Here is a 22,006-nt window from a genome sequence, read left to right as displayed (position 1 = left end):
GAAGCCTTTCTCCATGCGGAGAAAGGCTCAAACCGCTTCCGTCAGGCGATATCGACCGCGCGCACCTCTTTGGATCTCAACTTCACGCGGATCGGCACCGATTTATACGAAGGCGTGCCGCTCTCCTCATCGATGTAATGCAGCGGCACCAGCACGTTGGCCTCCGGGTAGTAGGCGCCGACCGAACCGGCTGAGATGTTGTAGGCGATCACCGTGATGCCTTCCAGGCGCTGGGTGCTGCCGGGCAGCGCCGTTTCCAGATCGACCACGTCGCCATGTTCCAGCCCCAAACGTTGCAGATCGCTGTCATTCATGAACAGCACGTCGCGCCGGCCGAAGACCCCGCGGTAGCGATCGTCCAGAGCATAGATGGTGGTGTTGTACTGATCGTGGCTGCGCAGCGTGATCAGCCGCAGCGTGTCTTTGTCAGCCGTTGTCTCGTCCTCATGCAGCCCGCTGAATACGGAAAACATCGCCTTGCCCGTCGCCGTCGGCCACTGGCGCTCGGTCGGCGGCAGCGGCATGCGGAAACCGCCGGGTTGACGAATGCGCGCGTTGTAATCGTCGAAGCCGGGGATGGTTTTTTCGATCAAATCGCGGATCACGTCGTAATCTTCGATCAGTTCATCCCAGGGCACCTTGCTGGCAGGCATCACCGCTTTGGCCATGCCGGCCACAATGGCGGGTTCCGAACGCAACAGCTCCGACGCCGGTTTTAATTTGCCGGACGAGGCGTGAACCATCGACATCGAATCTTCCACCGTCACCGATTGTCGCCCGCCGGCCTGCATGTCCAGTTCGGTACGGCCCAGGCAGGGCAGAATGAGGGTTTCTTTCGCCACCAACAAATGGCTGCGGTTGAGTTTGGTGCCGATATGCACGCTTAATTCCAGCGCTTTCATCGCCGGGAAACTCTGCTCGGGGTCCGGCAGCGCCACGGCGAAGTTGCCGCCCAGGCAGATCAACGCCTTCGAGGCGCCGTCGATCATCGCCTGCATGCATTTCACTGCATCGTGACCGTGGGCTTTGGGCGGCGTGAAGCCAAACACCGTTTCCAGCTTCGCCAAAAAATCGGCCGAGGGTTTTTCGGTGATGCCGACAGTGCGGTTGCCCTGCACGTTGGAGTGGCCGCGTAGCGGGCAGATGCCGGCGCCCGGTTTGCCGATGTTGCCGCGCAGCAACAGCAGATCGGCAATCAGGCGTACGTTGGCGGTGCCTTTATTGTGCTGCGTAATGCCCATGCCGTAGGTCACGATGGTGGCGTTGGATTTCGCGTAAGCGGCGGCGACCTGTTCCAGATCCCGGCGCGCCAGGCCGCTCTCCGCCTCAATCGCATCCCAATCGGTGGCCTTCAGATCGGCGGCGAAATCCGCAAAACCTTCCGTGTGCTCGGCAATAAAGGCGTGGTCCAGCGCATTGCCATGTTCGTCATCCAACTGCAGCAGCGCTTTGGCAATGCCTTTGAGCGCTGCGGCGTCGCCGCCGGCCTTGACCTGATAGTAGGTGGAGGCGATAGGGGTCGAATTGTAGGTCGCCATTTCGATGACGTTTTGCGGATCGGTGAAACGCTCGAGCGCCCGCTCGCGCAGCGGATTGAACACGATAATCGGCACTTTTTTGCGCGCCAATTCATGCAGCGTGCCCATCATGCGCGGGTGATTGGTGCCCGGATTGTGCCCGATGGAGATAATCAGCTCCGCGCTGTCAAAGTCGTCCAGCGACACGGTGCCTTTGCCGATGCCGATCGACTGGGGCAGGCCAACGCTGGTCGGCTCATGGCACATATTGGAACAGTCGGGGAAGTTATTGCTGCCAAATTCCCGCGCAAACAGCTGGAACAGATAGGCCGCCTCATTGGACGCCCGGCCGGAAGTATAAAACTCCACCTGCTCCGGCGGCAGCGTCTGCAAAATGGCGGCGATGCGTTGAAACGCCTCATCCCAGGCCAGCGGTCGCAGCGTGTCGGTCCCGGCGTCATAGAACAGGGGCGTGGTCAGGCGACCATAATCCTCCAGTTCATAATCGGTTTTCCGCAGCAGTGAGGTCACGGTATTTTGCGCCAGGAATTCGGCCGTCACGCGTTTGCTGGTCGCTTCCCAGGTCACGGCTTTGGCGCCGTTTTCGCAAAACTGGAAGGTGGATCGATGTTCTTTATCCGGCCATGCGCATCCCGGGCAATCAAACCCGTCGGGCTGATTGGTGCGCATCAGCGTTACCGGCGCCTCCAGGGTATCCATCTGAGTGCGCACGGCGATGGCCGTCGCTTTCAGCGCGCCCCAACCGCCGGCGGGCCCATCGTAGGGATGAACACCGGGCACTGCTCGTCTTTTCGCCATTATTGATTGCCTCCGACACCGCTTACGATAAATGCAGGTGATTGATTTACTATGAATATTATCCTTATCGTCCAAGGCGGACCGCAGGCGCCGCCGTCGTTGAACGCAGGCCTGTCGATTCAGTATAGATGAGTGAAAAAGGAGACAGCGGCCATCTGTGCGGGGAGAGCGGCGGCCCGTCTAATCGGAGGCGGGCCGCCGGAGGGTTACTTTTTCACCACCAGCCCCACGCCGCGGCCGCGCGGATCGGACGCGGTTTCCGGCGTGCGGCCATCGATGCGGATAGCCTGAATATCCCCCATGTTCCAGCCCTGATCTTCCAGGGTGTAGCCCATGGCTTTCAGCTCGTCCGCCGGTTTGCCGGTCAGCGGCGCGAAGCTGTCGTAATAAACGGTGTCCTTCGGCAACAGTTGGTGATGCACGCGCTGGGCGGCCACCGCCTGCGCCAGCGGCAGATGGTAATCGTAGAGATTGTTGATCACCTGAAAGATCGAGGTGAAGATGCGCGATCCGCCCGGCGTGCCGATCACCAGGGTGACGTCGCCGTCGCGGGTGATGATGGTCGGGCTCATCGAGGAGAGCATGCGTTTGCCCGGCTCGATGGCGTTGGCGTCGCTGCCCACCACGCCGAAGGCGTTGGCGACGCCGGGTTTGGCGCTGAAGTCGTCCATCTCGTCGTTGAGCAGGAAACCGGCGCCTTTGACCACCACGCCGCTGCCGAAGTCCCAGTTAAGCGTATAGGTGTTGCTGACCGCGTTGCCGGCCGCATCGACGATCGAGAAGTGGGTGGTTTGGTGGCTTTCCAGCCCCGGCCGCACCTGCTCGGTCGGCGAGATCGCCGTCGGGTTGATCTCGGCGGCGCGTTTTTGCAGGTAGTCGGGGGCGATCAGCTGCGCTTCCGGCACGTTAGTGAAATCCGGGTCGCCGAGGTAGTCGGCGCGATCGGCGAACACGCGTTTTTCGATTTCCGCCAGCAGGTGGATATAGCGCGCCGAGTTCAGCGGCACGCCCTTGAAGTCGGCGGCGCGATCTTCTTTTATCCCCAGCAGCTGCGCCAGCGCGATGCCGCCGGAGCTGGGCAGCGGGGCGGTATACACGGTGTTGCCGCGCCAGCTGATGCGCATCGGTTCACGCCATTTCACCCGGTAGTCGGCCAGATCCGCCGCGCCGAGCAGCCCGTTGTCGCGCTGCATTTGCGCCACCAGCAGGCGGGCGGTTTCGCCGTGATAAAAATCGTCGGCGCCCGATTTGGCGATGCGCTCAAGGGTGGCGGCCAGCTCCGGCTGTTTGAACACCGTGCCGGGCTTCATGGCGCCGAAATAGTCGCCGAAGTTGGTTTTACCGGCAAACAGCTTGTTGGCGTCTTCGCGGTACTGATACTGCTGATCCGCCACGGTGAAACCTTGCCGGGCGTAGCCGATCGCCGGCGTCAGCAGTTCGGCCCACGGCAGCTTGCCGAAACGCTTGTGGGCTTCCCACAGCCCCAGCACGGTGCCCGGCACGCCGGCGGCGCGACTGCCCACCAGGCTGAGATTCTCGATCACTTCGCCTTTCTCGTTCAGATACATAGTTTTGCCGGCGGCCTTGGGTGCCACTTCGCGGTAGTCGAGGAAATAGGGTTTGCCGTCGACGTACAGCGTCATAAAGCCGCCGCCGCCGATATTGCCGGCTTCAGGGTAGGTGACCGCCAGGGTAAAGGCGGTAGCGACCGCCGCATCAACCGCGTTGCCGCCGGCCTGCAGAATGTGCGCGGCGACTTTTGCGCCATACTGATCCGGGGCGGCGACCGCGCCGGCGGTCAGATCGGCAGCAAAGGCGGCGGGAACGGTGCAGGCCAGGGCCACGCTCAGAGCTATCGTTTTCAATAAACCGGCAGACATAGAAGATCCTTTTAGCGATGTTCAGTTATCAGGTGAATTCAACTAATTATTTTTGAAACAGCAGGTTAGCGCGTTTTATTCGGGCTGTTGCAGCGCTTTATTGAAAGTAGCAGCGGTCAGGCGGGGCCGCCTGACCAGAGTAGCAAATCGTGATGTGGCGCGTTATGCGTCGGCCGGCAGCGTCGATTGCAGCCATTGGCAGAAGTGCCGGGCGAGCGGATTGTGTTCGCTGTCGCGATGCAGCAGCCACGCCCAGTTGGCGCCTGGCAAACCAGACCAGTGAATGTTCAAAAAATGCGCACGCGGTTGTTTGTCATCATCGGGTGTGGTTGGCTGATCAGAGTCACCTAAGGAGGCCATAATGAACGACTCACCCTTGAGCATTCCCACCTGGTATCGCGATCCGCACGCAGAACAGGCCATGGCCGAAGGCCATGCGCCCATCTGGCGGCATCTGCTGAGCCTGGTGCCGGAACGCGAACTGTCCGGCGTCAGGGTGCTGGACTTCGGCTGCAATCAGGGCGGTTTTCTGCGCCTGTTGCATCAAATTCGGCCATTTAGTGAGGGGATCGGCGTTGATATCGCCCGCCAATCCGTCGTACAAGCCAACCGCCTGAAAGGAAACCTGCCGATCGTTTATCAGACCGACACGCGGTTGACGGGCTATGAGAATCACTTCGATATCGCCTTCAGTCATGAAGTCATCTACCTGATTGAAGATATCGCGCAGCATGCCGCCGATATGCTGCGGGTGCTGAAGCCGGGCGGCGTTTATTATGCGGTGACCGGTTGCCACACCGATAACCCGCAGTGGCCGCAATGGCGCGAAAGGGTGGCTGAACAGACGCATACCGTGGTGCAGGATCGTTCTCTGGACGATTATGCGCGTATTTTCTCCGCCGCGGGGTTCCAGGTCTCTGCCCGCAGGCTGGGTTTTTCCGGCTTCGTGCCCTATGAGCCGGACGGCTGGATGCCGACTATTTCGGCAGCGATCGACTACTATTGGCACACCAAAACGGTGTTTAGGCTGGTTAAACCCTAAAAATCCCACGCGGCGCCGCCCCCGGCTGAAGTGGAACGCTTTATTGCATTGGCTAAAAACCGCTGCGCCAATGTGCTGAAACCACGCTGAACGAGATTGCGCCACCGTTTTCCGCTTCGAAAAGATTTTACGCAATCCTTACGCAACCCTTTCAGAAGCGCATTCCGGCATTCGATATATTGAGAATAGTCATTCTCAATAGGATCGTATTGCAATGCAGAGGAAAACGCTTTTGGCGCTGGGGCTTTCGCTGTCGCTGGCCGCCTGCGATGGGCAAAACGCCGGCGCGCCGACGGGCGCAGGCGGTGAACGGGAGGTCGGCGTCGTCACGTTGCGCGGCCAGTCTGTAACCCTGAGCAGCGAGTTGACCGGTCGGGTTAACGCCACCATGACCTCCGACGTGCGGCCGCAGGTCGACGGCATCATCAAGCAGCGGCTGTTTACCGAAGGGGCCGAGGTGAAAGCCGGGCAGGTCTTGTATCAAATTGACCCCGCCAGCTATCAGGCCAGCTACGATCAGGCCGCCGCCCAGCTGAAAAACGCTCAGGCCACGGTGCAATCCACCCGGCTCAAATCGCAGCGCTATGCGGCGCTGGTGAAAGAGAACGGCGTTTCCAAACAGGACGCAGACGACGCCAAAGCCGCGTATCTGCAGGCCGTGGCGTCGGTGGCGCAGTATCAGGCGGCGCTGGAAACGGCGCGCATCAATCTCGCCTATACCCAGGTGCGGGCGCCGATCGCCGGCCGCATCGGCATTTCGTCGGTGACGCCGGGCGCGCTGGTCACCGCCAGCCAGACCGATGCGTTGGCCACCATCCGCGCGTTGGATCCGATCTATGTCGATCTGACCCAGTCCAGCGCCCAGTTGCTTAAACTGCGCCGTCAGCAGGCCGCTTTGCAGCGTGGTGCGGTCACGCCGGTCGCCATCAAGCTGGAGGACGGCACGCCTTATGCCCACGCCGGCAAGCTGGAGTTGACCGAGGTGGCGGTGGATGAGGCCACCGGTTCGGTCACGCTGCGCGCGGTATTCCCCAACCCCGAACATGAGCTGTTGCCCGGCATGTACGTCCACGCCACGGTGGATAACGGCGTCGATCCCAAAGCCATCCTGGCGCCGCAGCAGGGCATCACCCGCAACGCCAAAGGGGAAGCCACCGCGTTGGTGGTAAACACGCAAAACAAAGTGGCGCAACGCACCGTCAGCGCCGAACGGGTGGTGGGCAGCAACTGGCTGATCGACAGCGGGCTGAACGACGGCGATCGCCTTATCGTCGAAGGCACCAGCAAGGTGACGATCGGCGCTGCGGTGAAGCCGGTAGACGTCTCGGTCGACAAAACCCAACGCGGGGAGCAGTGATATGGCGCAGTTCTTTATCCGGCGTCCGGTATTCGCCTGGGTGATCGCCATCATCATCATGCTGTGCGGTCTGATGTCGATCAATTCATTGCCCGTCTCGCAGTACCCGGACGTCTCACCGCCGCAGATCGCCATCTCCGCCACCTACCCGGGCGCGGACGCGGAAACGCTGGAAAACAGCGTCACCCAGGTGATTGAGCAGCAGCTCACCGGCCTGGACGGCCTGCTGTATTTCTCATCGACCAGCAGCGCCAGCGGCTCGGTCAGCATCAACGTCACCTTTGAGCAGGGCACCGATCCGGATATCGCTCAGGTGCAGGTGCAAAACAAGGTGCAGCAGGCGGAAAGTCGTCTGCCGAGCGCCGTTACCGCGCAGGGCGTGACGGTCAAAAAATCCCAGAGCAGCTTTCTGCTGATCGTCGGGCTGTATGACGAAAGCAACAAGGCGACGATGGCCGATATCTCCGACTATCTGGTCAGCAACCTGCAGGATCCGTTGTCGCGCATCGAGGGCGTCGGGGACGTACAGGTGTTCGGCTCGGAATACGCGATGCGCATCTGGCTGGATCCGACCAAACTGGCGAGCTTTTCGCTGATGCCTTCCGACGTGCAGACGGCGATCGAGGCGCAAAACACCCAGGTGTCCGCCGGCAAGATAGGCGATCTGCCGGCCGCCGCCGACCAGCAGCTGACCGCCACGGTGAAGGCGCAGTCGCGGCTGCAAACGCCGGAACAGTTCCGCAATATCATCCTGAAAAGCGACAGCAGCGGGGCGCTGGTGCGGCTGGGCGACGTGGCGCGGGTTGAGCTGGGCAACGAAGACTACTCCGCCAGCGCGCACCTCAACGGCCACCCGGCGGCGGGGATCGCGGTCAAGCTGGCGGCGGGCGCCAACGCCCTGAGCACCGCCAAGCTGGTGAAGGCCAAGGTGGCGGAATACCAAAGCGCCATGCCGCAGGGCTACAAGGTGGCCTACCCGAAAGACAGCACCGACTTCATCAACATCTCGATCGAAGAGGTGGTGAAAACGCTGTTTGAAGCGGTGGCGTTAGTGGTGGTAGTGATGTTCGTGTTTCTGCAAAACCTGCGCACCACGCTGATCCCGACCATTACCGTGCCGGTGGTGTTGCTGGGCACCTTCGGCGTGCTGGCGGCGTTCGGCTATTCGATCAATACCCTGACGCTGTTCGGCATGGTGTTGGCGATCGGGCTATTGGTGGATGACGCCATCGTGGTGGTGGAAAACGTCGAACGGGTGATGCGCGAGGATAAACTGCCGCCGCGCGAGGCGACGGAGAAATCGATGCGCGAAATCACCGGCGCGCTGGTCGGCATCGCGCTGGTGCTGTCGGCGGTGTTTCTGCCGATGGCGTTCTTCGGCGGCTCCACCGGGGTGATCTACCGCCAGTTTTCGATCACCGTCGTCTCCTCGATGGTGTTGTCGGTGGTGCTGGCGTTGACGCTGGCGCCGGCCTTGTGCGCCACGTTGCTGAAACCCGCGCACGACGCGCAGACCGACAAAGGCTTGCTGGGCAAATTCAACCGCGGTTATGACCGGTTGCAGGCGAAGTACGCCGACAAGGTCGGCGCAGTGATCCACCGGCCAACGCGCTATCTGCTGCTGTACGGCCTGCTGTTGATCGCCGCCGCCGTAATGTATCTGCGTTTGCCGACCGGCTTCCTGCCCAACGAGGATCAGGGCTCGGTGATGGTGCAGTACACCTTGCCGGCCGGCGCCACCAACGCGCGCACCTCGGCGGTGAGCGAGGCGGTGACCGCCTATTTTCTCGACCAGGAAAAGGCCAACGTCAGCACCATTTTCACCATCAACGGTTTCGGCTTCAGCGGCAGCGGTCAAAACGCCGGCATGGCGTTCGTCAGCCTCAAAGACTGGAGCCAACGCCGCGGCAGCGAAAATACCGCCGACGCCATCGCCAAACGCGCCATGGCGCACTTTGCCTCGCTGCGCGACGCCCAGGTGTTCTCCATGAGCCCACCGGCGATCGACGGCTTTGGCCAGTCCGACGGCTTCACCTTCGAGCTGCAGGCCAAGGGGGCGACCACCCGCGCCGAGCTGCAGGCGATGCGCGATCAGATCGTCGCCGCCGCCGGCAACAACCCGGCGCTGCTGGCGGTGCGCGCCAACACCTTGCCGGACACCCCGCAGCTGCAGGTGGCGATCGACAACGGCAAACTGCAGGCACTCGGCCTGAGCGCCGCGGACGTCAACAGCACCCTCAGCAGCGCGTTCGGCAGCACCTACATCAACGACTTTATCGACCGCAACCGGGTGAAAAAAGTCTATATGCAGGGCGACGTGCAGTACCGCGCCAAGCCGGAAGACCTCGACCGCTGGTTTGTGCGCGGCACCAATGCATCGGGCGACAGCAGCATGACGCCGTTCTCCGCCTTTGCGTCTTCGCACTGGATCTACGGCCCGGAGAACCTGTCGCGTTATAACGGGCTGTCGTCGTTCGAGATCACCGGGCAGGGCGCCGCCGGTGTCAGTTCCGGTACGGCAATGAGCGAGATGGAGAAACTGGCGGCGAAATACTCCGCCGGCAGCAGCTATTCCTGGAGCGGGCTGTCCTATCAGGAACGGCTGACCAGCGGCCAGGCGTCGTCGCTGTACGCCATTTCGCTCATCGTGGTGTTCCTGTGCCTGGCGGCGCTGTATGAGAGCTGGTCGATTCCATTCGCGGTCATGTTGGTGGTGCCGATGGGCGTGGTGGGCTCACTGCTGGCGATCACGCTGCGCGGGCTGGAAAACGACATCTACTTCCAGGTGGCGCTGCTCACCATCATCGGGCTGTCGGCGAAGAACGCCATTTTGATCGTCGAGTTCGCCGAGGAGATGCACCAGCGGGGGGAAACGCTGATTGGCGCGGCGGTCCACGCGGCGCGCATGCGCCTGCGGCCGATCCTGATGACCTCGCTGGCGTTCACCGCCGGGGTGCTGCCGCTGGCGGTATCCAGCGGCGCCGGCGCCAACAGCCGAATCGCCATCGGCACCGGCATTATCGGCGGCACGATCACCGCCACCGCCTTGGCGATCTTTTTCGTACCGCTGTTTTATGTGTTGGTGCGCCGCATGTTTACCCGTCGGCCCACCAACTCACCGTCGCAGGCAGGAGAATAACGTGTTGCAACGAGTCATGATGTTAACTTTACCGCTGCTGCTGAGCGGGTGTCTGTCGCTGGATCCGCACTACCAGCGCCCGGCGGCGCCGGTGCCCGCCAACCTGCCGCAGGGCGAGGCCGCCGGCAAGCAGGCGTTGAGCTACCCGGACGTCGCCTGGCGCGACTATGTGCAGGACGCCAGGCTGCGGCAGGTGGTGGCGATAGGGTTGAACAGCAGCCGCGATCTGCGTGAGGCGATCGCCAATATCGCCTCGGCGCGCGCCCTGTACGGTGAGCAGCGCTCGGCGCTGTTCCCGACGATTACCGCCACCGCCGACGGCAGCCGCGGGCGTTCGCTGACCGGCAACGGCAATGCCACCGCCATCAGCCAGAGCTACGAAGCGCAGGGCGGCGTCAGCGCGTTCGAGCTGGATCTGTTCGGCAAGAACGCCAGCCTGTCGCGGGCGGCGTTCGAAACCTATCTGGCCAACTCGGAAGCGGCGAAAAGCACCCGTCTGACGCTGATCGCCGATATCGTCACCGACTGGGTGGCGGTGGCGGCCGAGCGCAGCAATCTGGCGGTGGCGCAGCAGACGATGGAAAGCGCCAAACGTTCGCTGGACGTGACGCGCAACAATCAACAGCACGGCATTTCGTCGCTGGTCGACGTGGCGTCGGCGGAAACCGTTTATCAACAGGCGCGATCGGACGCCGCCAGCTACGCCACCCTCGCCGCGCAGGCGAAAAACGCGCTGGATTTGGCGGTGGGGCAAAGCGTGCCGGAAAACCTGCTGCCCGACGGTATCGATGCGCTCGGCGAAATCATGCGCAATCTGCCGGCCGGGGTGTCTTCGCAGGTGCTGCTGACGCGGCCGGATGTGCTGCAGGCCGAGCATAATCTGAAATCCGCCAACGCCAACATCGGCTCGGCGCGGGCGGCATTCTTCCCGTCGATCAGCCTGACCGCCAGCGGCGGCGTGGGCAGCGGTGAACTCTCGGCGCTGTTCAGCCACGGCGCCGGCGTCTGGTCGTTCGCCCCGAGCATCAGCCTGCCGATCTTCAGCGGCGGCTATAACACGGCTCAGCTCAACTACACCCAGGCGCAGAAAGACCTGTATGTCGCCACCTATGAGAAAGCGGTGCAGACGGCATTTCAGGAAACCGCCGACGCGCTGGCGCGCAAAGCCACGCTGCAGGAACAGCTGGCGGCGCAAACCGGCTATGTGGCGGCGGCGCAGCAATATTATCGCCTGGCCGAACTGCGTTACCGCCAGGGCGTGGACAGCTACCTGACGCTGCTGGACGCGCAGCGCACGCTGTATACGGCGCAGCAGTCGCTGATCGCCGCACAGCAGACCGCGTACGATAATCAGGCGACCCTGTATAAAGTGTTGGGCGGCGGGGTTGCCGCCGAGCGGCAGGGGGACGGCGTCATCGCCGATAAGGCGGCGCTCAGCCGCTAACCGTCGACCGCGCGCGCCGCGAGTTGGGCGGCGCGCGGTTTACTTATGGAAAGTGTAAAGAAACGGAAAACCCGCGCGGCGGCCCGAACTCGCTGCGGCGGGCAGAGTCAGACAGATAATTGCATTCACCTTTTCTTCATATCGGCTCGAGGTCGTCATGGCAGAAGACATTCAGCAACAGGTCATCGCGCTTATCGCCGCATTCAACGCACCAGGGCGGCAGAAGAAGGGGGCGGTCATCACCCCGGAAACCGAGATTAACACCGCGCTCAACCTGTCGTTCAGCGACTCCAACACGCTGATGCGCCGCTACTTCGATACCTTCGGCGTCGACAGCAGCAATTACAACCACGAGCTGTATTTCCAGCCGCCGAGCAATACCGGGCGCTGGTTTTCCCCCTCCGCCTGTAAAGAACACACCCGGCCGCTGTGCGTATCGATGCTGGTGCGCTCGGCGCGCGCCAAACGCTGGCTGTACGACATCCATTTTCTTATCGAGCAATTGCGCTAGCGCCAGGTTACTGCTCCAGCAGCTCGGCGAATTTCGCCAGCCACTGCGGATGCGCCGGCCAGGCCGGGGCGGTGACCAGATTGCCGTCGACATGCGCCTGATCGATGCCGATCTCCGCATAATGGCCGCCGCCGAGCCGCACCTCCGGGGCGCAAGCCGGGTAGGCGCTGCAGGTGCGGCCCTTCAACACCCCGGCCGCCGCCAGCAGCTGCGGGCCGTGGCAAACGGCAGCGATCGGTTTTTTGGCGGCGTCGAACGCCTGCACCAGCGCGATCACGTCGGGATTCAGGCGCAGGTATTCGGGCGCCCGACCGCCGGGGATCAACAGCGCGTCATAGTGTTCTTCTTTGGCGGCGCCAAAGTCGGCGTTCAGGGTGAAACGATGACCGGGTTTCTCGCTGTAGGTCTGCGCGCCGTCAAAGTCGTGGATCGCGGTCTGGATGTAGTCGCCGACGGCTTTGTCGGGGCACACGGCATCCACCCAATGGCCAAGCATTTGCAATGCCTGAAACGGCACCATGGTTTCGTAATCTTCGGCGTAGTCGCCGACCAGCATCAGGATTTTTTTCTTGCTCATGATCACAACTCCTGCAGGAGGGGGAATGCCTAAGGTATAGCCCAGCGCCCCTGGGAATGCGAACCGCAAAGCGCCTATCTATACTCGTGATACTGCGGCGCTTTCTCGCCGCTCAACCCAGGGAGGATCCCCGATGCTGAATCTGGCTACCTTGCTTGAAGAAAGTGCGCGCACCTGGCCGGAACGGCCGGCGGTGATACAGGACGATATACCGCTCAGCTATCGGGCGCTGAATGAAATGGCCAACCGGGTGGCGAGTTTACTGGTCGCGCGCGGCGTGCAGCCCGGTGAACGGGTGGCGCTGGCCTGCCCCAATCGGCCGGAGTTTCCGGCTATCTATTACGGCATTCTCAAAAGCGGCGCGGTGGTGGTGCCGCTCAATATTCTGCTTAAGAGCGCAGAGTTCGACTATTACCTGGCGGACTCGGCGGCGGTGGCGTTGTTTTGCTTCGAAGGCAGCAGCGGCCTGCCGTTGGGGGAAGAGGCGCTGCGGGCGGCGGCGAAGGCGGAGCAATGCCGTGAGGTGTTTATCATCGGCGATCGGCTGCCGCTCGAAGGCGAACGTTTCAGCACGGCGATAGCCGAACAGGCCACCGAGTTCGCTTCGGCCGCGACGCTCGAAAGCGACACGGCGGTGGTGCTGTATACCAGCGGCACCACCGGCCGGGCCAAAGGGGCGGAGTTGACCCACGCCAACCTGGTGCTTAACGCGCTGGGATCGGTGCGGCTGTTCGACGGCTCGGAAACGGATCCCGATCGCCATCTGGTGACGTTGCCGCTGTTCCACACGTTTGGTTCGACGGTGCAGATGAATGCCGGATTTTCCGCCGCCGCCACCCTGGTGCTGGTCGAACGCTTCGACGCCGCGCAGGCCATCGCGCTGATGCAGCGGCACGGCATTACCTTTTTTGCCGGCGTGCCGACCATGTATTGGGCGTTGTTGAATGCGCTGGATGAGCATACGGATATCGAGCGCCTGCGCAGCACGCTGCGTATGGCGGTGTCCGGCGGGGCCAGCCTGCCGGTGCAGATCCTGGAGGATTTCTCGCGCCGCTTCGGCGTCAACATTCTCGAAGGGTATGGTCTGTCGGAAACCAGCCCGGTCGCCACCTTTAACCATCCGCACCGCGTAACCAAACCCGGCTCTATCGGCCAACCGATCTGGGGCGTGGAGGTTCGCTTGCTCGACGTCACCGGGCAACCGATCGACGGTGTCGATCAGGTGGGAGAGATCGCGGTGCGCGGCTACAACATCATGAAAGGCTATCTGAACCGTCCCGAGGCGACGGCGGAAGTGCTGGAAAACGGCTGGTTCCGCACCGGCGATCTGGCGCGCCGCGATGCCGACGGCTTCTATTTCATCGTCGATCGGGCCAAGGACATGATCATTCGCGGCGGGTTCAACGTCTATCCGCGCGAGATTGAAGAGGCGCTGATTCGCCATCCGGCGGTGTCGTTGGTGGCGGTGATCGGTGTCGAGCATCCTTCGCTGGGTGAAGAGATCAAAGCGGTGGTGGTGTTGAAAGAGACGGAGGAGCCGATCGAGGAAGAGGCGCTGATCGCCTGGAGCCGGGAGAGGCTGGCGGCGTTCAAGTATCCGCGTATCATCGAGTTTGTCGAACGCTTGCCGATGACCAGTACCGGTAAGGTGTTGAAACGCTGTTTGCGCTGAGGAAAATCCGGCCTGCCGGGGCAGGCCGGGAAACGGGCATCAACCTGGGTAGATGCCACGCTCTTTACGTGCGGTCAGGATGCGCTCACAAGCCACGATATAAGCGGCGGTGCGCAGGCTGCACTCTTTCTCTGCGGCCTTGTTCCAGACGTGGACCATCGCGTCGGTCATGATCTTGTCCATACGCTCGTTGATCTCGGACTCGCTCCAGAAGTAACTCGCCATGTCCTGCACCCACTCGAAGTAACTGACCGTTACGCCGCCGGCGTTACAGATAACGTCCGGAACCACGGTGATGTTACGGGAACGCAGAATGTCGTCCGCTTCTGGGAAGGTTGGGCCGTTAGCCCCTTCCAGCACCAGCTTGGCGCTGAGGATTTCGGCGCGCTGACGGGTGATCTGGCCTTCCAGCGCCGCAGGGATCAGGATGTCCATGTCAACCGACCAGAACGCTTCGCTTTCGATCTCGCTGGCGCCTGGGAAACCGGCGATCTGCTTGTGCTTGGCCTGGTATTCGGTCAGCGCGGCCAGATCGATGCCGTTGGCGTTGAACAGGGTTGCGGAGTGGTCCTGGATGGTGACGACGCGAGCGCCGACGCCGACGAACAGGCGAGCCGCTTCGCTGCCCACGTTACCGAAGCCTTGCACCGCCACTTTGGCGCCTTCGATCTGCACGCCCAGACGCTTGGCCACTTCGCTGCCGGTGACGAACACGCCGCGGCCAGTCGCTTTCTCACGGCCCAGGGAGCCGCCGAGGTGGATTGGCTTACCGGTTACCACGCCGGTGATGGTGGTGCCGTGGTTCATGGAGTAGGTATCCATCATCCAGGCCATCACTTTGGCGTTGGTGCCGACGTCCGGCGCAGGAATGTCTTTCTGTGGCCCGATGATGAAGCCGATTTCGCTGGTGTAGCGGCGGGTCAGTCGCTCCAGTTCACCTTCAGACAGTTTGAACGGATCGACGCGGATGCCGCCCTTGGCGCCGCCGTACGGCAGGTTGACCGCGGCGCACTTGATGGTCATCCAGGCGGACAGGGCCATCACTTCGTTCAGATCGACGTCAGGGTGGAAGCGGATACCGCCTTTACCCGGCCCGCGCGACAGGTTGTGCTGTACGCGGAAGCCTTCGAAGTGACGGATGGTGCCATCGTCCATCTGCAGCGGGATATCGACAATCAAAGCGCGTTTAGGGTGACGCAGCGTATCAACCCAGCGTGAGAGGTCGCCGAGGTAAGGGGCGACGCGATCGATTTGTTGCAGATATGTAGCCCAAGCGGTGGTGCTGCTGTCTGAAGCGTAGGATAGCTTTTCCATAACCAACCTTTATATTTTAGAGGTATTTATTTCGTTTAACCGTGGATTAGCAAGCGCATAACACTTTGCGCCGCTAAATTTACCACTAATTATGCCGGTTGTTAGCCCCCCGCTCATCGGGCCAGCGGACGGTTTTTCGCCGCCTGCAGGGCGGTAAATGAATAGTTAATTACTTTTCGCCGGCCGTTAGCGGGCGCATGCATACTTTATGCATATAAAACGCATAAAAACCCTTTATATCTATTTTTCAGAAGCTTGAATGTGATCAAAAAGTTTCATTTTATTTAACTGCTATGTTGACAATGGCGTTTCCCCTCGGCAGCGTTAAAATCCTGTTAAAATGCCGTCTGCCGCCGCGTTTTGCCTGGGCAGCGAGAAGCATGATTCGGGGTTGTTTTACCGTATTGCGGCAGAAGAGTGGGCTGAAAAGCGTGTTCACCTGAAACGGACGGGTGACCGCGAGCGGCCGGCCACCCGTTCTGGTTTGGCGAATCAGCGTTTAAAGAAGACCGCGCCGCGGGGGCGTGGTCATCCGATACGCATTAGGCGCCGGTATGCTGATAGCGTTGTAATTCCACCGGTTCAGCGCCGATACTCGCCAGATATTCTTTGACGGACGCCGGCGCGGAAGCTTGCGTAAATTGGTAGATGTTTTCATCCGCATCCAACAGCGTCTCCCATTTTACAATGTTCACCCAGCGAGGCTCATTGTCTACGCTGATGCCCGAGTCACGCGAAATAAACCCGTTTTGGTTCGAGATAAATTCCTCTTCAACGCGTTTGTCCAATACGGCAAACGCTTCAGGGCTGAGTGTGGCCGGCAGTTTAAAACTTGAAATTTCAATAATGTAGCTGTTGGCGGAACAGACCGCCTTGGATTCATAATTCATAATAAAAGTCCTTTAAATTAAATTGCTTATACAACTCAAATTAAGCTGCATCCTTATTGCAGTACTGCAGGTTAAATTTATTCCTGATGTCTGAAATAAATAATTAGGAATAATCTGAATCGGCGCTTTGCTTTATGCAAAACATGATGATTTGTATGAGATTTTTCTTGCATAAGGGAGTTTGCTAATCAACTTGCCAACGGCCTTAAGCAATAATTCAATAACGGTGGTGCGGTTATTAATGTCATTGGCAAAGGGGCGGTTTTTAAATAAAAAAACGGTAGATGAACGGCGTGGTTAACCTATTTCCTTTTCCACTTTGAAGGGGCGTGCGTTATTTCGCCGGCGACCGGCAATGGCCAATCATGCCCCCCCGTCGGGATAAAAGGTCACTTGCGGCGCAGCCGGAGGTGAGGGGGAAAACAACGCCATCCGCTCGGCAAGCGGCGGCAACTGCGGTATGCTAAGCGGCTGAACAACAAACCAAACCGGGCTATACGGAGACCCCCCAGCGTGGCGAATTCTTCTTCTCAACTTGAACTGTTGCGGTCGGTCGCCGACGGCATCGCGGCCCTGTTTTTCCCGAATGCGGAAGTGGTGATCCACGATTTGGCCGCCAACAAGATAGCTTACCTGGCGAACAACCTGTCGAAGCGCAAACCGGGCGACGACGCGGGGCTGGAAGATTTCACGTTTGATGGCGGCGCCAACGTGACCGGCCCCTACGAGAAGCTGAACTGGGACGGCAAAAAGATGCGCTCGGTGAGCATCGCCGCGCGCGACGAGCAGGGTAACCCCAGCTATCTGCTGTGCATCAACCTGAGCACCGCGATGTTCGAGGACGCCCGCAACGCGCTGGATATGTTCCTGTCGGTCACGCGATTGCAGCCGCAGCCGCAACAGTTGTTCAAAGACGACTGGCAAGAGAAGATCAATACCTTCCTGCATGACTGGCTGCGGCGCGAGAACGCTGCGCTCGGCGCGCTGAGCCGCGAACAGAAACGGCGGCTGGTCAGCGATCTCTATCATCAGGGGGCGTTCAAGGCCAAAAGCGCGGCGGACTATATCGCCAACGTGCTGTCGATGGGGCGCGCTACGGTGTACAAGCATCTGCGGGAATTGAAGCAAGAGTAAACGCGGCGGGAAAGGTGGAAGAAAGGGGCGGCGATGGCCGTAAACCTGACTGGCATTTTTTATCCGGTCTCTGTCAGCGCCGTGCAGGAAAAATTGCCGTAAATACCCCGAATTTCTCTGTTACCACAATGAACGGCAATTGGAGGGGCCGAAGGCGCGGCCCCTCCACCCGCGCCTTCGCTTAACACCGTCTGTCCGCTATGCGGATACCCTCGCCGCGTCTGCATTGTCGGGCGGGTCGGCTGCGACAAACGTCCCTGTTAGTCTCGCCTCAACCGGCCTTCCCTGGCCGGTTGCCCCTGACAACGCCGTCTTGCTCGGCAGCCGGTGATGCGCGCCCAAGGTCAACACCTGAGCTGGCAGCTACCGGGAAATCTGTCGCTTATGAGGTTGTGGTAGAGAAGTTGGAGATGAGCGCGGTGTTGGGCGCCCTTGAAGACGCCGAACGTAGGCATAGCGCATTAGGCGAAACCGCCATGGACGGCGGTTTCAGGTGAGACAGGCAGGGACGCCTGTCGCAGCCGGCCTCAATGCGGTATGGCGGAGAGAGGGCAGTTGGCAAAGCCAACCGTCTGACAGGGCAAAGGCGCGGGTTGCAAGGAACCGCGCCTACGGTCCCTTGCTCGGTCGAGGCGCATGAGTTTCATGGTGCATCTCACATTTATCGACCGAAATACGTCACCAATACCTTCAGAAAAACGCTAACTGACAAGCATTACGGCGCTGGCCGTCCCTTTTCGTTACCAGCGGTAGTTCACCGAAGCGATGACGCTGCGGCCGCTGCCGTAGAAGCAGGCGTACTCGCCGCTGCAGGATGAAACGTATTTCTTGTCCGTCAGGTTCTGCACGTTGAGCTGCAGCGCCGCACCGCGCAGCGCCGGCGAGGCCTGGCCGAGATCATATTTCACCATGGCGTCGTACAGCGTGTAGTGCGGCACGTCGTACTGGCCGGTGGCGTCGGCCGGCGCATCGCCGATGTAACGCACGCCGCTGCCGACGGTCAGGCCGTTGAGCGCACCGCTCAGGAAGCTGTAGCTGCCCCAGGCGGACGCCGCGTGGCGCGGAATGCCCGCCGGGCTGTGGCCGATTTCGTCCGCCGAGTTGGAGTCTTTGGTCACCACGTCGGTGTAGGTGTAGGCGGCGATCAGCTTGATCTCCGGCGTCGGCTGAGCGTGCACTTCCGCCTCAATCCCTTTGGATTTCACCTCACCGATCTGCTCGTAGGCGGAGGTGAGACGGTTGTAAGACGCCACATTGCGCTGGGTGATGTCGAACCAGGAGAGGGTCAGCAGGGTGTTGCCGCCCGGGATCTGGTACTTCACGCCCACCTCGGTTTGTTTGCCGGTGGTCGGCTTGAGCGGGTCGGCGCCCGGCGCGCTCGGGTACAGGTTAGGATCGAACGAGGTGCTGTAGCTGACGTACGGCGAAATGCCGTTGTCGAAGGCGTAGAGCAGGCCCGCACGGCCGGTGAACTGGGCATCGTTGTAGGTCTGCTCTTTGCCGCCGCTGGTGCGATCGCGGGTGTTGACCTGCGACCAGTCCTGACGGCCGGACAGCAGCAGGTTCCAGTTATTCCACGCCAGCTGGTCCTGCAGATACACCCCGATCTGATTCAGCGTCTTCAAATCGCTGGAAGCCAGCGCCAGCGTGCTGCCATCGATGCTGGGGCGAACCGGGTTGGCCCAGTCGATCGGGTAATCGTTGCCGCGATCGCGATACATCTTCGAATCGATATGGCTGTAGCGGTAATCCAATCCGCCCAGCACCGTGTGCTTCACCTCGCCGGTGTCGAACAGGCCCTTCAGCTGGTTATCCACGCCAAACTCGTTGGTCATCTGCGTTTCATGCTGCGCCATGCGGGTGACGGTGTGGTCGTTGACCTTCGAGTTTACGTTATAAACCAGATATTTATAGTCCTCATCACGGTGGGTGAAACGCAGGTTCTGGGTAAACGACAGCGCATCGCTGAAGTTGTGCTCGAGGCTGTAGCCGATCGACGCCTGCTCGCGCCGCGACTTGTTGAAGCTGGGTTCGCTGATGTTGAAGTCATAGGGCACATAGCCCGCGCTGGTCGGGAACAGCGTGCCGGCGCGCGGCAGGAAGTTGCGCGATCCGACTTTCGGATCGTTCTGGTAGCTGGTCAGCAGCGTAAAACTGGTGTCTTCGTTCGGCAGCCAGGTGAAGGCCGGGGCGATGGCCACCCGTTGCTGCTTGCTGTCTTTGACAAACTCATGTTCGGTTCTGGCGATACCGTTCAGGCGATAGAACAGGGTGTTGTCGTCGTTGAGTTTGCCGCCGAAGTCGAACGCCGTTTCCGCCAGATGACGGTTGCCGGTGCTGAATTTAACTTCGTGAATGCTCTGGGCGGTAGGGCGTTTGCTGGTCATCACCACCACGCCGCCGGGGCTGACCTGGCCGTAAAGCACGCCGGCCGGGCCGTGCACCATTTCCACGCGCTCCAGCAACCAGGGATCGATCTGCCCGGCGCCGCCGTTTTGGCTCGAGAGGCCAAAGTGCAGGCCGTCGAGCAGCTTGGGCGCGTAGCGGAAGCCGCGGCTGATCACTTCGTCATTGCGGTTGGAATTGCCGCGATAGGTGGTGATCACCCCGCTGGTGTAGTTCAAGGCGTCGGCGACCGACGCCGGTTCCTGGTCGTTCATTTGCTCGCGCGTCACCACCGAGATGGACTGCGGGGTTTTGCTCAGCGGGGCGGCGGTTTTGGTGCCGGCGGCGCTCTCTTTGGCGACGATCCCTTTGACGGGCGCGGTCACGCTGCTCTGCGCGTCGGCAGTCACCACCATCGTCTCGTCCGCCGCGGCAAAAGCGTTTTGCGCGAAGGGCAGTAGCGCCAGCGTCGCCCCCAGCAACAGCCGGTTGGCGGACATCGCCTCTGCGCTATCGTTTTCTATCCCTTTGTTTCTAATATTCATTATCTCTCCTGCATGCCTACTTTTGTGTGTAATGCCACCCTGATAAACCCCGCAATGCCGATGAATACGCTTTCCCTCGTCGACGCGGAGACGTCGCGTTTGCACGACGGCAAAAATCCGACAAATAGTATTGAAAATGATAATGAGTATCAATACGATTGTCAGGTTTTGTAAAAGTCACGCACGTTATGTAAGGGGCGCTATGGAGTTTTTGCCGGAAAAGAGGCCAGAACACGGCCATGAGGGATTGGCGGCGCACTGGCTGCGTGAGGCGGCGGCGGGGCAACCCGCATGGTGGCAGAAGGTTGCCGCTCATGGCACGCCTGTCGTCGACGCGCACGATGAACAGCACGTCAGAATGACCTGGTTATGGCGCGATCCTGCCGGCGACGAGCGGCTCTCGCCGATATGCCAGGTCTATGCCGATATCAACGGCATTACCGACCATCACAGCACGACCCCCAGCAGCCTGAAAAGGCTCCCCGGCACCGACGTTTGGTACGGCGCGGCCGTTGTCGATCGCCGTTGGCGCGGCAGCTACAGCCTGATCCCGATTACAGCGCGGGATCTTCCTCCCGTCTTCAGCGACGACGAAACGTTGCGCGATCGCCAGCAGCGCGCCTGGTGGGTATCGCTGTTCCCGTTGGCGATCGCCGATCCGCTGAATCGCACCTCGCTGGGGCCGGCTTATCGCCCGCGCGCCGTTTCCCTGGCTCAGGGGCCCGACGCGGACGACCAAAGCGCCTGGCAGGCCGCCGATCGGCCATTGGATGAAGCGCGGCTACAGCTTTTTCACTGGCACAGCGAACGGCTGGGCACCCGGCGGCGCGTGTGGCTGTATGCCGCCGGCGAGGCGGCGGACAACGCGAACCGCCCGCTGGTGCTGCTGCTCGACGGCCAGAACTGGATCGAAAGGCACGCATTGCTGCCGGTGATTGAGAACGAGACCGCAAAAGGGCATCTGCCGCCCGCGTGCTGGCTGCTGATCGATGCGATCGATGGCGAACACCGGGAAAACGAGCTGCCTTGCAACGCCGCCTTTTGGCAGGCGGTGATCGACGAACTGCTGCCGCAGGCGCAGCGGCGCGAACCGTTCAGCGAAGAGGGGGCGCGCACCGTGGTCGCCGGCCAGAGCTACGGCGGGCTGGCGGCGTTATACGCCGGCCTGCACTGGCCCGAGCGCTTCGGCCATGTGCTGAGCCAGTCCGGCTCCTTCTGGTGGCCTACGGTGCAATTCGTTACCCAGTTCGAAAAACGCCACGAGTTGGAGGAAGGCTGGTTGATACGCCAGGTTCGGCAGCGCGGCGCGACCGCGCCGACGCTCACCGTGATTCAGCAAGCCGGCGATCGGGAGGCGGACATCGAATTCGTCAATCGCCAGATGCACCAGGCGCTGACGGCGGCCGGACACCGTGCCGACTACCGCGTGTATTCCGGCGGACATGACGCGCTCTGCTGGCGCGGCGGTCTGGTGGACGGCGTGCGCCGGCTGCTTTCCGCAATGAAGTAATCCCACATTTTGACAGACAGGTAAGGCAAATGACTCAGGAACAACAAAACCCGTTCGATGACGAAAGTCTCCGTTTCTCCGTGTTGGTCAACGCGCAACAGCAGTACTCGCTGTGGCCGCAGTTTGCCGATACGCCGCCGGGATGGCGCGTGTTGATGGGGCCGGCGTCGCGCGGTGAATGTATCGACTATATCGAAGCGCACTGGCAGGACATGCGGCCGGCGTCGTTGAAAGCGGCGGATGCGCCGCGTTAATCGCCGCACAGCCACA

At 61.1% G+C, this 22,006-nt stretch carries 16 protein-coding genes; 9 read left to right on the top strand and 7 right to left on the bottom strand.

The genetic code is table 11. From position 1 onward, the window contains the following. Positions 1 to 41: 41 nt before the first annotated feature. From ACORQT_RS12345 to ACORQT_RS12335, 3 genes are all read right to left on the bottom strand, one after another. Complete coding sequence (locus ACORQT_RS12345) at positions 42 to 2,339, bottom strand: FdhF/YdeP family oxidoreductase (RefSeq protein WP_164057836.1); 2,298 nt, start codon at positions 2,337 to 2,339, stop codon at positions 42 to 44. A gap of 203 nt (positions 2,340 to 2,542) precedes the next feature. Further along, positions 2,543 to 4,216 (bottom strand): gamma-glutamyltransferase, encoded by a 1,674-nt coding sequence (gene ggt / locus ACORQT_RS12340; RefSeq protein WP_164057831.1) that lies wholly within the window; start codon positions 4,214 to 4,216, stop codon positions 2,543 to 2,545. Between the two features lie 162 nt (positions 4,217 to 4,378). Next, complete coding sequence (locus ACORQT_RS12335; RefSeq protein WP_444859421.1) at positions 4,379 to 4,600, bottom strand: hypothetical protein; 222 nt, start codon at positions 4,598 to 4,600, stop codon at positions 4,379 to 4,381. Here ACORQT_RS12335 and ACORQT_RS12330 point away from each other — a divergent pair. The 5 genes from ACORQT_RS12330 to ACORQT_RS12310 all read left to right on the top strand — a co-directional run bounded on the left by ACORQT_RS12330 (position 4,578) and on the right by ACORQT_RS12310 (position 11,709). Then, the gene (locus ACORQT_RS12330; protein ID WP_164057830.1) at positions 4,578 to 5,258 is read left to right on the top strand and encodes a class I SAM-dependent methyltransferase; all 681 of its coding nucleotides are present in this window, start codon (positions 4,578 to 4,580) and stop codon (positions 5,256 to 5,258) included. The genes ACORQT_RS12335 and ACORQT_RS12330 overlap by 23 nt on opposite strands. A 214-nt stretch (positions 5,259 to 5,472) precedes the next feature. Beyond that, positions 5,473 to 6,615 carry an efflux RND transporter periplasmic adaptor subunit gene (locus ACORQT_RS12325; protein WP_164057829.1) on the top strand — a complete coding sequence of 381 codons (1,143 nt, stop codon included), beginning with the start codon at positions 5,473 to 5,475 and terminating at the stop codon, positions 6,613 to 6,615. Position 6,616: 1 nt separating this feature from the next. Next, the gene (locus ACORQT_RS12320) at positions 6,617 to 9,754 is read left to right on the top strand and encodes an efflux RND transporter permease subunit (RefSeq protein ID WP_164057828.1); all 3,138 of its coding nucleotides are present in this window, start codon (positions 6,617 to 6,619) and stop codon (positions 9,752 to 9,754) included. A 1-nt stretch (position 9,755) separates the two neighbouring features. Continuing rightward, positions 9,756 to 11,198: an efflux transporter outer membrane subunit gene (locus tag ACORQT_RS12315; RefSeq protein WP_164057827.1), complete on the top strand. Its 1,443-nt coding sequence runs from the start codon at positions 9,756 to 9,758 to the stop codon at positions 11,196 to 11,198. Between the two features lie 157 nt (positions 11,199 to 11,355). Next, positions 11,356 to 11,709: a DUF1493 family protein gene (locus ACORQT_RS12310; protein ID WP_033643122.1), complete on the top strand. Its 354-nt coding sequence runs from the start codon at positions 11,356 to 11,358 to the stop codon at positions 11,707 to 11,709. A 7-nt stretch (positions 11,710 to 11,716) separates the two neighbouring features. On the opposite strand, the gene ACORQT_RS12305 is transcribed toward ACORQT_RS12310, so the two are convergent. Further along, positions 11,717 to 12,286 carry a DJ-1/PfpI family protein gene (locus ACORQT_RS12305; RefSeq protein WP_164057826.1) on the bottom strand — a complete coding sequence of 190 codons (570 nt, stop codon included), beginning with the start codon at positions 12,284 to 12,286 and terminating at the stop codon, positions 11,717 to 11,719. A 133-nt stretch (positions 12,287 to 12,419) separates the two neighbouring features. On the opposite strand from ACORQT_RS12305, the gene ACORQT_RS12300 reads away from it, so the two are divergent. Beyond that, positions 12,420 to 13,958, top strand: coding sequence for a long-chain-fatty-acid--CoA ligase (locus ACORQT_RS12300; RefSeq protein WP_164057825.1), 1,539 nt, complete (start codon positions 12,420 to 12,422; stop codon positions 13,956 to 13,958). A 39-nt stretch (positions 13,959 to 13,997) separates the two neighbouring features. Here the strand turns inward: ACORQT_RS12300 and ACORQT_RS12295 are convergent, their stop codons facing one another. Further along, complete coding sequence (locus ACORQT_RS12295) at positions 13,998 to 15,272, bottom strand: Glu/Leu/Phe/Val family dehydrogenase (RefSeq protein ID WP_033643119.1); 1,275 nt, start codon at positions 15,270 to 15,272, stop codon at positions 13,998 to 14,000. A gap of 542 nt (positions 15,273 to 15,814) precedes the next feature. Then, entirely contained in the window at positions 15,815 to 16,162 is a 348-nt protein-coding gene (locus tag ACORQT_RS12290) for an antibiotic biosynthesis monooxygenase family protein (protein ID WP_089191770.1), read from the bottom strand. A gap of 513 nt (positions 16,163 to 16,675) precedes the next feature. Between ACORQT_RS12290 and ACORQT_RS12285 the strand changes: the two genes are divergently transcribed. Next, entirely contained in the window at positions 16,676 to 17,296 is a 621-nt protein-coding gene (locus tag ACORQT_RS12285) for a helix-turn-helix transcriptional regulator (protein ID WP_042784528.1), read from the top strand. A 740-nt stretch (positions 17,297 to 18,036) separates the two neighbouring features. Here ACORQT_RS12285 and ACORQT_RS12280 read toward each other — a convergent pair. Continuing rightward, positions 18,037 to 20,226: a TonB-dependent siderophore receptor gene (locus ACORQT_RS12280; protein ID WP_164058019.1), complete on the bottom strand. Its 2,190-nt coding sequence runs from the start codon at positions 20,224 to 20,226 to the stop codon at positions 18,037 to 18,039. A 202-nt stretch (positions 20,227 to 20,428) separates the two neighbouring features. Here ACORQT_RS12280 and fes point away from each other — a divergent pair, with 202 nt between their 5' ends. Further along, positions 20,429 to 21,736: an enterochelin esterase gene (gene fes / locus ACORQT_RS12275; RefSeq protein ID WP_232091361.1), complete on the top strand. Its 1,308-nt coding sequence runs from the start codon at positions 20,429 to 20,431 to the stop codon at positions 21,734 to 21,736. 29 nt (positions 21,737 to 21,765) lie between these two features. After that, entirely contained in the window at positions 21,766 to 21,990 is a 225-nt protein-coding gene (locus tag ACORQT_RS12270) for an MbtH family protein (protein WP_033643114.1), read from the top strand. Positions 21,991 to 22,006: the final 16 nt, after the last annotated feature.

The organism is Serratia sp. (in: enterobacteria) (assembly GCF_052400455.1).
Classification (GTDB): Bacteria; Pseudomonadota; Gammaproteobacteria; order Enterobacterales; family Enterobacteriaceae; genus Serratia; species Serratia ureilytica.
Note: the sequence above shows the minus strand (reverse complement) of the source record. Positions and strands in the feature narration are given on the sequence as shown.

What these genes read in the sequence shown, in the direction of transcription:
- ggt (WP_164057831.1), bottom strand. Translation starts at nt 4,216, where the DNA reads ATGTCTGCCGGTTTATTGAAAACGATAGCTCTGAGCGTGGCCCTGGCC.
- ACORQT_RS12330 (WP_164057830.1), top strand. Translation starts at nt 4,578, where the DNA reads ATGAACGACTCACCCTTGAGCATTCCCACCTGGTATCGCGATCCGCAC.
- ACORQT_RS12335 (WP_444859421.1), bottom strand. Translation starts at nt 4,600, where the DNA reads ATGCTCAAGGGTGAGTCGTTCATTATGGCCTCCTTAGGTGACTCTGAT.
- ACORQT_RS12325 (WP_164057829.1), top strand. Translation starts at nt 5,473, where the DNA reads ATGCAGAGGAAAACGCTTTTGGCGCTGGGGCTTTCGCTGTCGCTGGCC.
- ACORQT_RS12320 (WP_164057828.1), top strand. Translation starts at nt 6,617, where the DNA reads ATGGCGCAGTTCTTTATCCGGCGTCCGGTATTCGCCTGGGTGATCGCC.
- ACORQT_RS12310 (WP_033643122.1), top strand. Translation starts at nt 11,356, where the DNA reads ATGGCAGAAGACATTCAGCAACAGGTCATCGCGCTTATCGCCGCATTC.
- ACORQT_RS12305 (WP_164057826.1), bottom strand. Translation starts at nt 12,286, where the DNA reads ATGAGCAAGAAAAAAATCCTGATGCTGGTCGGCGACTACGCCGAAGAT.
- ACORQT_RS12300 (WP_164057825.1), top strand. Translation starts at nt 12,420, where the DNA reads ATGCTGAATCTGGCTACCTTGCTTGAAGAAAGTGCGCGCACCTGGCCG.
- ACORQT_RS12295 (WP_033643119.1), bottom strand. Translation starts at nt 15,272, where the DNA reads ATGGAAAAGCTATCCTACGCTTCAGACAGCAGCACCACCGCTTGGGCT.
- ACORQT_RS12290 (WP_089191770.1), bottom strand. Translation starts at nt 16,162, where the DNA reads ATGAATTATGAATCCAAGGCGGTCTGTTCCGCCAACAGCTACATTATT.
- ACORQT_RS12280 (WP_164058019.1), bottom strand. Translation starts at nt 20,226, where the DNA reads ATGAATATTAGAAACAAAGGGATAGAAAACGATAGCGCAGAGGCGATG.
- fes (WP_232091361.1), top strand. Translation starts at nt 20,429, where the DNA reads ATGGAGTTTTTGCCGGAAAAGAGGCCAGAACACGGCCATGAGGGATTG.
- ACORQT_RS12270 (WP_033643114.1), top strand. Translation starts at nt 21,766, where the DNA reads ATGACTCAGGAACAACAAAACCCGTTCGATGACGAAAGTCTCCGTTTC.